The organism is bacterium (assembly GCA_040753085.1).
Classification (GTDB): Bacteria; UBA9089; JASEGY01; order JASEGY01; family JASEGY01; genus JASEGY01.
Map to the genome: position 1 here is coordinate 38115 of JBFMHI010000007.1, position 13741 is coordinate 51855.

Annotated in this window: 11 protein-coding genes; 3 read left to right on the plus strand and 8 right to left on the minus strand. The window is 48.9% G+C overall.

The window, feature by feature from the left end:
• From AB1797_01970 to AB1797_01990, 5 genes are all read right to left on the minus strand, one after another.
• Window positions 1-249 carry a type II toxin-antitoxin system RelE/ParE family toxin gene (locus AB1797_01970; protein ID MEW5766381.1) on the minus strand — a complete coding sequence of 83 codons (249 nt, stop codon included), beginning with the start codon at window positions 247-249 and terminating at the stop codon, window positions 1-3.
• Window positions 250-256: 7 nt separating this feature from the next.
• Entirely contained in the window at window positions 257-634 is a 378-nt protein-coding gene (locus AB1797_01975) for a PaREP1 family protein (GenBank protein MEW5766382.1), read from the minus strand.
• Window positions 635-823: 189 nt separating this feature from the next.
• A complete protein-coding gene (locus AB1797_01980) occupies window positions 824-2044 on the minus strand; it encodes an ABC transporter substrate-binding protein (GenBank protein ID MEW5766383.1) in 1221 nt (406 codons plus the stop codon).
• A gap of 179 nt (window positions 2045-2223) precedes the next feature.
• Window positions 2224-2640 (minus strand): HEPN domain-containing protein, encoded by a 417-nt coding sequence (locus AB1797_01985; protein ID MEW5766384.1) that lies wholly within the window; start codon window positions 2638-2640, stop codon window positions 2224-2226.
• Window positions 2615-2974, minus strand: a complete 360-nt coding sequence (locus tag AB1797_01990) for a nucleotidyltransferase domain-containing protein (GenBank protein MEW5766385.1) — start codon at window positions 2972-2974, stop codon at window positions 2615-2617. The genes AB1797_01985 and AB1797_01990 overlap by 26 nt, the downstream gene beginning before the upstream one ends.
• A gap of 292 nt (window positions 2975-3266) precedes the next feature.
• On the opposite strand from AB1797_01990, the gene AB1797_01995 reads away from it, so the two are divergent.
• Both AB1797_01995 and AB1797_02000 read left to right on the plus strand, forming a co-directional pair.
• The gene (locus AB1797_01995) at window positions 3267-3467 is read left to right on the plus strand and encodes a hypothetical protein (GenBank protein ID MEW5766386.1); all 201 of its coding nucleotides are present in this window, start codon (window positions 3267-3269) and stop codon (window positions 3465-3467) included.
• 35 nt (window positions 3468-3502) lie between these two features.
• The gene (locus AB1797_02000; GenBank protein MEW5766387.1) at window positions 3503-11194 is read left to right on the plus strand and encodes an Ig-like domain-containing protein; all 7692 of its coding nucleotides are present in this window, start codon (window positions 3503-3505) and stop codon (window positions 11192-11194) included.
• Window positions 11195-11824: 630 nt separating this feature from the next.
• On the opposite strand, the gene AB1797_02005 is transcribed toward AB1797_02000, so the two are convergent.
• Entirely contained in the window at window positions 11825-12022 is a 198-nt protein-coding gene (locus AB1797_02005; protein ID MEW5766388.1) for a hypothetical protein, read from the minus strand.
• A 115-nt stretch (window positions 12023-12137) separates the two neighbouring features.
• Here AB1797_02005 and AB1797_02010 point away from each other — a divergent pair, with 115 nt between their 5' ends.
• The gene (locus tag AB1797_02010; GenBank protein MEW5766389.1) at window positions 12138-12521 is read left to right on the plus strand and encodes a retroviral-like aspartic protease family protein; all 384 of its coding nucleotides are present in this window, start codon (window positions 12138-12140) and stop codon (window positions 12519-12521) included.
• Window positions 12522-12953: 432 nt separating this feature from the next.
• Here the strand turns inward: AB1797_02010 and AB1797_02015 are convergent, their stop codons facing one another.
• Window positions 12954-13226: an SPASM domain-containing protein gene (locus AB1797_02015; protein ID MEW5766390.1), complete on the minus strand. Its 273-nt coding sequence runs from the start codon at window positions 13224-13226 to the stop codon at window positions 12954-12956.
• 302 nt (window positions 13227-13528) lie between these two features.
• Entirely contained in the window at window positions 13529-13696 is a 168-nt protein-coding gene (locus tag AB1797_02020; GenBank protein ID MEW5766391.1) for a DUF4870 domain-containing protein, read from the minus strand.
• Between the last annotated feature and the right edge of the window lie 45 nt (window positions 13697-13741).

The window sequence follows — 13741 nt, forward strand, 5'->3', positions numbered from 1 at the left end:
TCACCTTTCTCCTTCCCTTCTTTCGTCAAGCAATTCGTCCATTCGCCATAGGGCTATTTCGATCTCTCGTCTCGGTGTCTTCCGGGTCTTCTTCTTGAAGATGTGCAGCAATACAAACCGCCGCTTGACACGAGCGAAGTAAAGCACACGATATTCAATCCGACCAAATGAAATACGCAGTTCCCATAGCTTGCCTTCCAGATGACGGGCGTATGGCATCTGTAGATCAATGCCGTTCTTTATCTTCATCTTCTTGCTACTTATTTTTCAATATTTCTTTTATTTTATCATAAAATGCCTTTACCTCGCAAGCATAATCCTCTACCTCTCTTTTGTTAAGCCATCCTTCGTAAAAATTTGTGTGCAACATACCTGCCAAACCAAACTCTTTTCTCAAAATAGGTTCTTTTTCTTCTTCAGAAAGCCTATCCGCCGCCTCAAATAGCCAGGCATGACCGTTATGCTGTATGCCTTTGGCAGTTGCCCAGGCCTTTAGCATTTGTGTTGCTGCACCCCAGTATTTCTCTCCTGCTTGACGCAAATAACCCGCTTCAAACTCCTTTTCGCCTTGCTGTAAGTATCTCTCTGCCTGAGCTATATATCGGCTTACCTTATTGTCCTTGGTCGCCTTCATCTCTTTTCCTCCTCGTATAATATGAACCCTCTCGGATAATCCAAGGCTTTCTGTTTACTCATCTTAGTAAAGCTGCCCTACCCGCCCTTGTGGCTAAGGAGGTAGCTACAACTGCCGATGGATAGAGGGCGCCAGTGGCTCCCTAACGGTGGCGGATCGGATCGGTCTTGGGATAGGCTCTAAACAGAATTAAGGCAACCCGGCGGCTGTCTCTGTTTCTACTTCCGGCTCTGTTCCTTCCTCTATCTCCATAATCTGCTTTGGAGCCGGCATGAATTTAGCATCTTTGACGATGGCTACATGGATAGGTTTCTTGCAGTCGCCATTGGCATCGAAATAGGTCAGCCCAGTGACGCCATCATAGCCGGTTTCAGAGTTGGCCATAGAAGCTAAATGATCCCGGATAGCCTTTCGATCCTGACCCGCCTTCTCAATGGCCGTAGCCGCAATCCCCACGGCATCATAAGTCAGGGCTGCCCAGGCATCGGGTTCCATCTGATATTCCTGTTGGAACCGGTTGACAAATTCTTCGGCCTTTTTCCCGCCTAACTCAAAGAGAAAAGGACAGGAGAGGATAGTTCCCTCCGTGGCTTTACCACCAATCTTGATGTAATCAGAAGACAGGATGCCATCGGCGCCTAAAAGCTGGGTTGACATACCCAGTTCTCTGGATTGAGCCGCAATCTGGGCCGCTTGAGTGTAAAGGCCGGACATAAATATGGCTTCAGGTTTGAGTTGTTTAAATTTAGCCAACTGCGGCCTAAAATCAGCCGTGTCTCGTTCGTAAGCCTCTGTGCCTACTATCTCCAGACCTATTCGTTTAGCCTCATTCACAAAGGTATCCTTTAAGCCGGTGCCGTAGTCATCATTGTCATAAAAGACCGCTATCCGCTTAAGCCCCAGTTTCTCTTTCACATAGTTAGCCATTGATATTCCCTGAAAGGTATCTTCGTAAATATTTCTGAATGTCCAGTCACTACCTTTGGTTACCGTAGGATTAGTCGAGGCTGGCGAGAGTTCCACTAAGCCGGCTTCTTGATAAATAGGTTTCCCGGCCAGGGAGCAGGAAGAGTTAAAGTGTCCAATGACAATAAGCACCTCAGGGTTATTCGCAAATTTTTGGGCTACTGTAGCTGCTTCCTGAGGGTTGGCCACATCATCTTCTTCTATTAATTTAATCTTGATCCCCTTAATTCCCCCGGCGGCATTCAGTTCTTTGACCTTCAATCCAGCCCCACGTTTGATCATCTCACCAAATTGGGCATTGTCACCGGTCATAGGCGCCGCCAGCCCCATAGTTATTACCTGCTCTTCCCTTGCCTCTTCCTTCGGCGCACAACCAGGGGAGAAGAAACCAAAGCCGAGCCATAAAACAATCATCAAACTACGCCAGAAACTTTGAAAAGACATTTGAATAAACCTCCTTTTAAAATAAGGAACTCTCTCGGATAATCCGAGACTCTCTCTTTACTCACCCTATCAAACCTGCCTAATATTTTCCCCCACTTTCTTTACCTAAGATCTCCCAAAAGCTCCCCAAATCTTCTGATCTTCTCAGCCTCAAAAAGAATCTCCCCTATTCCTTCCCTTTATGGTTCTATTAATCTCTCCACCTCTCTTACTATCTCTTGAGATTTATCTATTGATTGTTGGGCATCAGATTCAAAATAGGCCTCTTCAGGAATTAAAGGCCAAGGGAGACCATTGGGATAGCGCGTAGGAATGTAAAACCTATCCAAGAAAATAGCGTCTTCTCTAAGAGGAAGCAATCTTTTTTTAAATTCAGTAGAGGTTAATCCTTCAATCATCTTCTCTACTGAATGACCCCAGGGTTCTTCATCGAGATAATACCAGACTGCCTTCAATGCCTTTTCTGCGCTCTGATGAGTAAAGAAACAGGCAGCAGCAAATCTCTTATTTTCGAGCAAAATCTGGGCGGTCTCCAAATCTAACCTCGCTTGCCTAAGCCATCTTAAGGCTTCATCTCTCTGGTTTTCTTTGCTCATAGATTATCTTTCCTTCTTTGAGTATTCTTTTAATGAAGGGATTATTATTTTTAATCATCCGATTAAACTCTTTAGGGGTATAGACAAGAACCTCTATAGGTAGGTTTATACCCTGAGATAGATCCCCCCATAAGGTCTCTGTCCTCTCTAAGAAGCGTTTCTTTGTCTCTTTTATAAAGATGAGGTCTAAATCGCTCTTCTTACTCTGAGTCTTGCGACTGAAAGAACCAAAGAGAATCACTCTTTTAACCCTGTGTTTCTGAGCTATCTTGTTAATCTTATCTAAGATCTCTCTCATCAATGACTCAGCCATCATTATATTCTTTAAAGGCATTGTGTTATGTGGTGCAGGAAGCCTCCTCTTTTTCTAAGGGTGAACTCTCTCGGATAATCCGAAACACTCTGTTTGCTCATCTTAGCAAACCTGCTTAGTGCCTTGTCAAGTTAGTATTTGTGGGTAAAGCCTCTTTTACCCCTCACCCTACCCTCTCCCCTGAGGGGAGAGGGTAAGTAAGAGAAAGTATATCAAATCATTGTTCCTCTGTCAAGCAAAATAAGTCTTAAGTATCGACTTTAAAATGCCGATAAAGAAAGAAAAGGGAATACACTAAGCAAGGAGGCTTGTTTTGAGGAAGGAGATCCTCAGGATAAGTCTCTTTTGTTTAATTAGGCGGCAGATAAAGGCAGATTTTCAGGATTCTTATCCGGCGAATCTGCGAAAATCTGCGTCTCCATCCAGCATCGTTCTATTTCATCTCACCAGGATTCATACCACCTATCCCAGCCCAATCAACCAGCTATCATTTCAAGTAATTAACCATCATTAGTTACCAATCGCTAAATAAACTTAGGAGGGTTTTTTATGAGACGATGGCCTTATCTTATCTTAATTCTTTTAGTCTGTTTAATCTGGGCAGATAAGGAGGTCTGGGCGGCGGATACCGGGCCTTATCTTATTAGTCCGGCCGATGCCCATGATACGGTTTCGGCTGTGCCTACCTTTAGCTGGGCTCCGGCGGATACACCCACGACACGCTATCTCTTTCAGTTAGCTACTGATGTTACCTTTGGGACCGTCAGGCGGAGCGCTGAACTCGATACCTCTACCACTACCTACACCCTCTCTTACAGTGAAACTGATCCCCTCACCGGAACCTTCTACTGGCGGGTTCTGGCGGATAATGAGGCCAGCACTGAATCCAGACAGATCATTTTTTCATTACCGACGCTTACGGCTCCGGCCGACGGGACTAATACCACCAGTCAAATAATCACCTTGATCTGGTCAGAGGTAACTGGCGCTGATACTTACTCTATCGAGATAGACGGCGCCAGCACCCCTTCTCAAACCATTACTTCGGATACTTATTACGTGGATGCCCCTGCCTTAGATAATGATGTCTATACCTGGCGAATCCAGGCCTATCAAGGAGGGTCGGAGTATACTAATTGGAGCGGCAGTTGGACTTTTACCATCCAATCCATTACCCTCCTCTACCCGGCCAACGGAAGTGACACGGCCAGTCAAACCCCAACCTTCCAGTGGGAGCCGGTAGATGGTCTGGCTACTGATGGTTCGGACAGCTACTGGATTCAGATAGCCCCAAACAACACCTTTGGCTCAATCACCATAGAGGATACCTTCTCCGCGGCCGCTGCCTATTTTGACACAACTACGGCCTTGAGCGAGGGAACCTACTACTGGCGCGTAAAAGGCATTGATGATAACGATAGCCTTACCACCAACTGGAGCGATATCTGGAGTGTCATCATAGACACGGAGGAAGGGGCGCCGGATGTGCCTACCCTCACCGCCCCGTCTGATGAAAGCTGCACTAACAGCGGGCAACCCCTCTTCCAATGGTCAAACGTGGCTGATGAAGGTTATTACACCATTCAGATCAGCGCTGATGCCACCTTTGCCACGCCGGAGGTAAGTGACACCACGACGGCTGATGTCACCGCCTCTACGCCGTCAACTGTTCTGAGTGAAGGCCTCTACTACTGGCGGGTCAGGGCGTATGATGACAGCAACGACGATCTGGTCAGCAATTGGAGTACTGTCTGGGAGGTAACCATTGATTCCACGGCTCCGTCAGCGCCGAGTTTATCATTACCGGCCAATGGAAGCTGGGTCAACCAGGCCCAACCTACCTTTTCCTGGACGAATGTGAACGGTCTTACCTACACCCTTCAGATCAGCAGCAGTGATACCGGAGATTTCGACGCCTCTTATCTGGTTTCACTGACCGGCAATACCGGACTGACCGGCTCTTCTTATACCTCCACGACTGCCCTGGATGAGAGTGAGACCTACTACTGGCAGCTAATAGCCACTGATTGTGCCGAGAACACCAACACCTCAACCCTGTGGTGGTTTGGAATAGATACGACGGCCCCGACTATGCCGGCTGATCTCTCGGATACACCTGACGATGGCCAGTATTTATCCAGCTCCACCTATTCCTTTGTCTGGAATGCGGCTACTGACACCAGCGATACGATCACTTATGACTTTGAGATCGATACAGAAAGCGGTTTTTCGAGCCCGCTGACTGCTTCGGCCTATGATCTGACAGTCCTTACTAAAACCCTCACCCTGGCTGATGGCATCTATTACTGGCGGGTCAGGGCCAAGGATGCCGCCGGGAATGCCAGCTCCTGGATGACCCAGACCGTAACTATCGATACCACCTTCCCCACCGCGCCGGTAGCGGTTTATCCCACTAATGGGAGTTTAATTAACGACACCACCCCGCTTTTTGATTGGCAGGATGTAACCGAGCTTAATTTTACCAAATACACTATCGAGGTAGGCACCGGCCCCACCCTGACCAGCCCACTGATCGTCGAAGACACCACGTCGCTGACTTCCAGAACAACTTCCGCTTATCAATATACGGGCACGGACATGGTGGATGAAACCACTTATTACTGGCGGATTACGGCTATTGACGAGGCCGGCAACACCACCATAGGCTCCATCTGGAACTTTACCCTTGATACCACTGACCCGCCGGATCCTGAAATCCCTTCCTCTCTGGGCAATCCTACCCTGACCAATGATTCTACGCCGAGTCTGGACTGGAATGATGCCGATACAACCGGCGAGGCAGGAAGCCTTACCTATCGACTTGAAATAGACGATGACAGTGACTTTCTCACGCCTGTTCTCACCAGGCTACTTGATGTCTCCAATTACATCCTGACCAGCGCCCTTTCCGATGATCTTTATTACTGGCGGGTAATTTCTATTGATGCGGCCGGAAACGAAAGCGACGGAAGCATCTTCCAGATGTTGACCATTGATACCCAGCCCCCGGATGAACCACCGGCCCTCATCTGGCCCCCTCAAGGGCAAGAAACGGTTACTAATGACAATACCCCCACCCTGCAGTGGCAGACCGTAACCGGGGCGGCTGAATATGGCCTTCAGGTGGATAATAATCCGGATTATGCCTCGCCCGTCATCGATATCACCGGTTTGGCCGGACAAACCAGCTATACTGTAACCAACCCTCTGGCGGATGGGACTTATTACTGGCGAATGCGGGCCAGAGATGCTGCCGAAAACTGGACCGGCTGGATTCAGGTCAACTCATCGCCGGGTTCATTCACCATCGACACAACGGCCCCTGATGCGCCGGCTCTTGTCTCGCCGGATAACTACAGCCAAATCAAAGATCAGACCCCCTTCTTCGATTGGTCGGAGGTGACCGATACCGACGATATAACCGACACGATTTATTACATCATCCAGGTGGATACCGGGCCGAGCTTTGGTTCGGCCATTATGTTCAGCAATGATCCGACAGATACACCTTATTATTACCCCGGTCTCTTCACCGGCTCCAGTTGTATCTTTACTTTCCTGGGTGAAGGAACTTACTACTGGCGGGTAGCGGCCAGAGATGAGGCGGATAATACCAGCACCTGGAGCGAGACCCGGCAATTTGTGCTCGACATTACGCCCCCGTCAGCCCCCAGCCTTGTCTCTCCCGATGACGACAGCTACCTGTCTAATAATAAGCCGACTTTTGATTGGTCTGATGTGACCGGGGCCACTTACACCCTCCAGGTAGACGATAACCGTGATTTTTCTTCGCCGGAGCTTAATGTAAGCGGATTGTCTCTCTCCAGTTACACCCCGGCGACTCCTCTAAGCGATGGGCAATATTACTGGCGGGTCAGGGCGTATGAGTTAGCCACCAATCAAACGGCCTGGAGCACTGAAACCTTTGAATTTGTAGTCGATACTCTGCCCTCGGATGGCGAGGCCTTTCCTATTCTTCTAACCCCGAAGGATAAGACGGTCATAAATACTCAACGTCCCACCTTTGAATGGAAGGCAGTGGCTGATCCGTCTCAGGTTACCTATCAGATCCAGGTGGCCAAGACCTCGGGTTTCCATAACCTTGAGATAGATAATAGCGAAGATACCAGGACCTACCACCCGGCTGATACAGACTTAGACGAAGGGACCCATTACTGGCGGGTAATCGCCACTGATGCCGCCAGCAATAAGAGCCATACCAGCACCGCCTTCAGCTTTACCGTGGATATTACCGCCCCTGATACACCCGCCCTGATCTCCCCGACCACGGGAAGCTCTGTCAGCGACGTTACGCCGGCCTTTGACTGGGCGGATGCCCTGGGGGCTTCATCTTATGTTATTGAAATAGACCGGGATAATGATTTTTACTCGCCGCTCTTAAGCGTTACGGTGACCGCCTCTGCTTATACCCCTGGTCTCGAGTTAGAGAATGGGCGGACCTATTACTGGCGGGTCAATGCCATCGACCAGGCCGGAAATGAAAGCGGCTTCTCTAACACCTGGAGTGTGGCCATCAGCTCCACTTATATTAACCGCGTTAATGGGGAGATAAGAGAATATGCGGTGACCGGTGAGGAAACCTGGCGGGCGAAAAATAGCCCCATTATTGTGGAAGACAATTTGGTCATCAACCAAGATGCCCATCTGACCATTGAGCCAGGGGTGGTAATAAAATTTGAATCCGGTTCAGACCTCAGCCTTACGGTTAAGGGGAGACTGACGGCCGCAGGGACTTCCAGCAGTCGGATAACCTTCACCTCCAACGCCTCTTCTCCGGCCGTCTGCGATTGGCGCGGCATTATCTTTACGGATGAGAGCAGTGATTCATCCATCTTGAGCTACTGTGACATCTACTATGCCGGTTCCAGTGATACCTTAAAGAAAGATAACCTCGAAATTCGGTCAGCCTCGCCCACTATTAGTTATTGTCGAATATCTAAAGGCTGCGGCTATGGGATCTATGTCCAGGGTGATTCCCATCCTAATATCATTGGATGTGAGGTTACCGATAATGAATCAAGCGGGATACTCTTTGAGGTCCCCAGCGGAACTCTGACCGTAACTAACTGCACCATCAGCTCTAATGATGGATGGGGCCTTGAAAATCTGGGCGATTCACTGATCGGGAATACCACTGATCTGTCTGTCTCTGGATGCACTATCTCCGCCAATGCCTCAGGCGGAATTTACACCACCGCCTCATCTTCTGAAACCATAGTGGATAATCAGATCAAAGACAATCTGGGCTGGGCCGTGGTTAAAGGCAAACACAGCCTGGCTGCCTATATCGGCGGTTATGTGATCAAGGATAATAACGTATCTAGCAATAACCACAATGGCATTTACCTGACTGAACCCAAACACAGCTTGAATACTACCTGGTATAAAAATTGGAATAACTTTAAAGACATCCCCGTGCCCATCTACTTTGAGTGGGTGACGGTTGACAGCGGCGTGACTTTAACCATTGACTCCGGCGTGGTGGTCAAGATCAATACGAAACTGACCATTCAGGGAACACTAAAGGCCAATGGAACCGGCACCAGCCAAAGGGAAGGGATTATCTTTACCTCCTATCGGGATGATGATGCCGGCGGAGATACCAACCATGATGGAGACACGGATGGTCAAAAGGGAGATTGGGATTTCGTCCAGATGAATAACGCCTCGAATAGCTCTATTCTGACCTACTGCACCCTTCGTTATTCCAAATACGGGCTGGAACTGAACGGCACCTCGCCCACCATTCAAAATTCCATCTTCGAACAAAACACCTACCGGGCGATTGCCTGCCGGAATGGTTCATCTCCGGCCATCACCGGCAATATCTTTTGCAGCAACGACGGGTTTGACCCCCATTCTCTGGAGGGAGGGGTCGTTACCACCTTTGGGTATGATGCGGCTAAGCCTACTATTAGCAACAACCAATTCATTAATAATAGCCACAATTACCCCATCCTCATCACGGCCGATAATGCCGGCCGGATAAGCGGCAATACCATGCAGGGCAACACCTACAATGCCATCCGGATTCAGGAAGTCACGGCCGATGCCGGAGTAGATACTGATGTGGCTTGGGTGGAAACAGCCGTTCCCTTCCTTTTAGCTGAAGGAACCAGGGTGGGCGCAAGGGCATCTGCCGCCTTATCGGCTCCCAAACTGGAGATCGGCTCCGGCGTGATCATCAAGACTATTGGCGCTATTGAGATAAATACGGGCTCCTTTACGGCTGATGGGGCCACTTTTACTTCATATCTGGATGATTCGGCCGGAGGAGACACCAACAACGATGATAATGCCACCACACCGGCGGCTAACGATTGGAGAGGCCTCCTCTTTTCTAAATACAGCCTGGCTTCTTCCCTTCAGGATTGCACCATCCGGTATGCCAACACCGGGATAGGACTCACCTCGGCTTCTCCGACCATCACCCGGTGCATCATTTCAAATTCCAGAAAGGGAATTGAATGCCTCCAGGGCAGCTCGCCAACTATCAGCGATTGCACCATAAACAGCAACTATCAGGGGATAGCCGCGGCTTCCTCTTCCGCCCCTTCCATTGCTAATTGTGAGATAACAGACAACTCGAATTATGGGATCATTAATTCCGACATCTCGGTAACTATCCTGGCTGAGAATAACTGGTGGGGTGATTCTTCCGGCCCCGAAGACGGGTCATCTCTTGGCCTCTACAATCCGGAGGGGAAAGGCAATCGGGTGAGCGATTTTGTAGATTATCTCCCCTGGCGGGGAACAGGCTTAACCCCCGTAGCCGATGCCGGCCAGGATCAGACGGTTTACCTGGGAAGCATGGTCATCCTTGACGGTGGGGGAAGTTACAACCCTGGTGGAGGATCGCTTACCTATAGCTGGACGCAAAATCCAGATAATCCGGCCTCATTTACCCTGTCTCAAACCAGGGAAGTTAGTTTTACGCCTGCCGTTATCGGAGATTATGAATTTCAACTGACGGTCAATAATGGCGCCCAATCCAGTGTGGCGGATGAGATAACCGTACATGTATTGTCTCCGGATACAACCGCTGCCCTGCACCTTAATCCTGCCTCCTACCAGGTGGCGCCGGGAGATGTTTTTACCCTGGCGGTCGAAGTAGGGGATTCGACCTATCCGGTGGGTGACCTCTTTGGCCTCTCCTTTAGCCTCAATTTTACCCCGGCCAATTACCTGGAGGTCACTTCGGTCAGCATAGGCGATTTCCTGGGCATGGATTCTGACAAACTGGTTTTTGATTACGAGGTGGATCGGGATAGGGGACAGGTGGAGGTGGGCGTCAGCCGGAAGGCCTCCTACTTTACGGGCGGGGCAAATGGATACGGGGTGGTAGTCGGCCTAAGCTTTCAGTTGTCAGACAATGCCGCCTATCAGGAAACAGTAAGCCTCAGTTTCAGCAATATCTCGGCCAGACACTATGACGGCACCGAATTTGGCCTCTCCGTGCAGGGGGGACAGATTACGGTCGGCACAGTTACCGGTGTGACCAGCCTCTATGTCTGGCCAGGAGATACTAACAATGATGGTTATGTGGACGCCAAGGATGTCCTGCCTATTGGCTACTATTGGCATTACAAGGGTGATACCCGTCCGGCGGCCAGCACCTTATGGACTGCCCAGGAAGCGTATGCCTGGTCAACCTCGGCAGCTACTTGCGCTGACGCCAATGGAGACGGGGAAGTTAATGCCTCTGATGTGCTGATCATCGGACTTAACTGGCACAAGAGTCACCAGAGTGGATCAGCGGCGCCATTGCAGGCGGCCAATGATTCCCTCGACTACTCTCAGTATTTAGACGCCTATCGGGCTATTTACCAGGCCCTGGAAGATGCCCCGGTCGGGTCGGCCACTTCAGAAATCAAGGAGTTCTTAACCTCGATCATCCAAATCGGGATAGCCCAACATGTCCCGGCCGTGCCTCTTTTAGGTCAAAATTATCCTAATCCGGTAAATCCTGAGACCTGGCTCCCCTACGTCCTTCCTGGAGCAGCCGCCGTTGAGATCAGGATTTACAGCCTGAGCGGCCAGTTGATGCGCACACTCAGCCTGGGAGAGATTGAGGCTGGTTCTTATCTAACCAAAGACCGGGCCGCTTATTGGGACGGCAAAGACGAATCCGGCCGGCCAGTGGCCTCCGGCACCTACCTTTACCAGCTTAAAACCGGAGATTGGCGCTTAACCCGGCGGATGATTGTCCTTAATCAGTGATCGGTAATCGATAACCGATAACTGGAGCTGGTTCATCGTTTCGGCCATTACGAATAGCCCTCTGGCCACTGGGTGTAATCATTCGTAACCGTTCAGGTATAGCTGCACGGATTAGCACAGATAAATAACACAGGACAGAAGGCGGAAGTGTAGGGACAGGGCTTGTCCCTGTCCGTGCTTGTCCATGTCCGTTCCGTAGACGGACAACCACAAGGGTTGTCCCTACAGCCTAAGGACAGACCCGAATCACGGACACGGCTCACGGATTTTCCGTGTTTCATCTGTGTGCATCTGTGGCTGAACGGTTACAATCATTCTTCCTCTTGATCCTGCCTTTCGTAACAGTACCCGTTCGGTGAGTTCTACTTCGTGCTACAAAATCACCGGATGTTGGATTCTGCGGCAAAACCGTAAGGCATTTAAGTAACAGAATAAAAAGTCGATAACTACTATTGACCTAAATAAAAAGTAAGCGTTCAGCCACTAAGGCACAAACTCGATGCTCGATGCTCGATCCTGGATACTGGATCCTTTACCAGCATCGAAGATCGAGCATCGAAGATCGAGCATCGAGGATCCAGCATCATGTGCTGAACGGTTACAATAAGAATTGCTGTCTCATTCAAGATTTTAGTTGACATAGATTCTAACTCTGTGATAAAATAAAAAGTAACCGTTCAACCACCAAGGCACGAAGACACAACCTCGATCCTCGATTCTGGATGCTCGATCCTGGATACTGAATCCTTTACCAGCATCGAAGATCGAGCATCGAGCATCGAGCATCGAGCATCGAGCATCGAGCATCGAGGATCGAAGATCGAGCATCGAGGATCGAGCATCCAGCATCATGTGCTGAACGGTTACATAATTCTTTAATCTTTGTGTCTTAGTGTCTTTGTGGTCGAACACTTACTAAGAAACGATGACTGAGGTGCCAAATATGGGGAAGGTAATCGAAAAGGTCAAAATTACGAATTTGCTTGAGACGATGAAGTCCATTGAGATCGATGCCGTCATTGATACTGGCGCCACGATGGTTGTGTTACCTCACAATATCGTGAAGGAACTTGGATTGAAGAAGATTCGGGAAGTAAAGGTCAAATATGCAAACAACAGCACAGAATCAAAATCAATATATGGTGTAGTAACTATAGAAATTAAAGGACGAACTGGTAACTTCGATGTGTTGGCAGAGGCGGAAGGCTCACCGCCTCTCATAGGACAAGTAGCTTTAAAGGTATTAGACCTGGTAGTTGACCCAAGGACAAGAATCCTCATGCCGAATCCCCAATCTCCGGAGATGCCAATGGTGGAGATATTATGACGGCCGGTCAACACTCTCGCCACCCGCCTAAGGAGATGGTCGCCTTTTCCCCCTCAAACAAGGGAGGCCCAAACGTAACTACTCAAAACTAAGTTAAGCAGTTAGTTGGGAGATAAAGCAAAATTCCCTCTCCCTTGATGGGAGAGGGATAGGGTGAGGGTGAAATGGGCGGGCAATATTATTACTCTTGCTAAAAACCTTAGAAAAAGAGCTACCACCCTCCCCTAACCCCTCCCATCAAGGGCTTATCCTTACCCACAAATTGGGTAAAAGGATGGGGTAAATAAGGATAAACCACGAAGAGCACGAAGGACACGAAGAAAAAAATATTTCATCCTCGGACGGGAAAGGCTGGCCGTCCCAAGTCCCCTTACCAGGTGCCACCAAAAGGCTTGAAGTAGGCGATCGCCCCTAACCTTTTTAAACCAGGGTTCATTTCCCACTAATCCTGTTTAAAAGGTAGTCTCTGCCGATCTCCCTCCATTTAGAGTTTACTAAGGATGGGCACATATTACAGGCGGTCCAACACCTACACCTTCCGCTCTTGATTAACCGGCGCATCCTGTTCATCTTATCGCTATACCATATCTCATCAAGGGGTTGTGTCTTTATATTTCCTACTGCCCCTATCCCAGATACCGTACAGGGATAGACACCGCCGTCCTCAACGATCAAAAGGGTAGCGTATCCAGCCGCACAGGGCAGAGGTAATCTCTTTGGATTCTTTCACATCTTACACTTAAGGTTACACCTTCGGGTAATCCCAAGGATAAAGCTAATCGGTTTCAAAAACGGCTTCCATTCGGTTTTATAGCCAATGATATTCTTCATCCCATTAACAACCCTGGTTATCGACATAATCCTATTTCTTCTCCCTCGTAGTTATTTTTATCGTTCTTTGTGCCCCGCAGGGGCATGACGGTTTCTCCATCTATCTGTGGTTTTATGCAAAAGCTTGGTTGCAAAAATTATTGGACTGAATACCCTTCCCTTCAGGTCGAAGTAATTCATCTAATGAACCGTATAGTTAATGGATAACGGTATTGCTTACCTTCATTGGCCGTGATAGTTGCAATAATAACTACTACGATGTTAAGGCATTGTCTCATTTCGGTCAGAAACAGCCCTAAAAAGTGGTAACAGTTTTGGCCGAAGAGACAATACGCCCCTTGTATTTTGAAGGTTGTTTTTTAGACCTTCTGGTGTTACTATACTTTTGC

Excerpts from the sequence above, each read along its gene's own strand:
- AB1797_01970 (MEW5766381.1), bottom strand. The coding sequence starts at position 249 with ATGAAGATAAAGAACGGCATTGATCTACAGATGCCATACGCCCGTCAT.
- AB1797_02010 (MEW5766389.1), top strand. The coding sequence starts at position 12,138 with ATGGGGAAGGTAATCGAAAAGGTCAAAATTACGAATTTGCTTGAGACG.
- AB1797_01985 (MEW5766384.1), bottom strand. The coding sequence starts at position 2,640 with ATGAGCAAAGAAAACCAGAGAGATGAAGCCTTAAGATGGCTTAGGCAA.
- AB1797_01990 (MEW5766385.1), bottom strand. The coding sequence starts at position 2,974 with ATGCCTTTAAAGAATATAATGATGGCTGAGTCATTGATGAGAGAGATC.
- AB1797_02005 (MEW5766388.1), bottom strand. The coding sequence starts at position 12,022 with ATGCTCGATCTTCGATCCTCGATGCTCGATGCTCGATGCTCGATGCTC.
- AB1797_01980 (MEW5766383.1), bottom strand. The coding sequence starts at position 2,044 with ATGTCTTTTCAAAGTTTCTGGCGTAGTTTGATGATTGTTTTATGGCTC.
- AB1797_02000 (MEW5766387.1), top strand. The coding sequence starts at position 3,503 with ATGAGACGATGGCCTTATCTTATCTTAATTCTTTTAGTCTGTTTAATC.
- AB1797_01975 (MEW5766382.1), bottom strand. The coding sequence starts at position 634 with ATGAAGGCGACCAAGGACAATAAGGTAAGCCGATATATAGCTCAGGCA.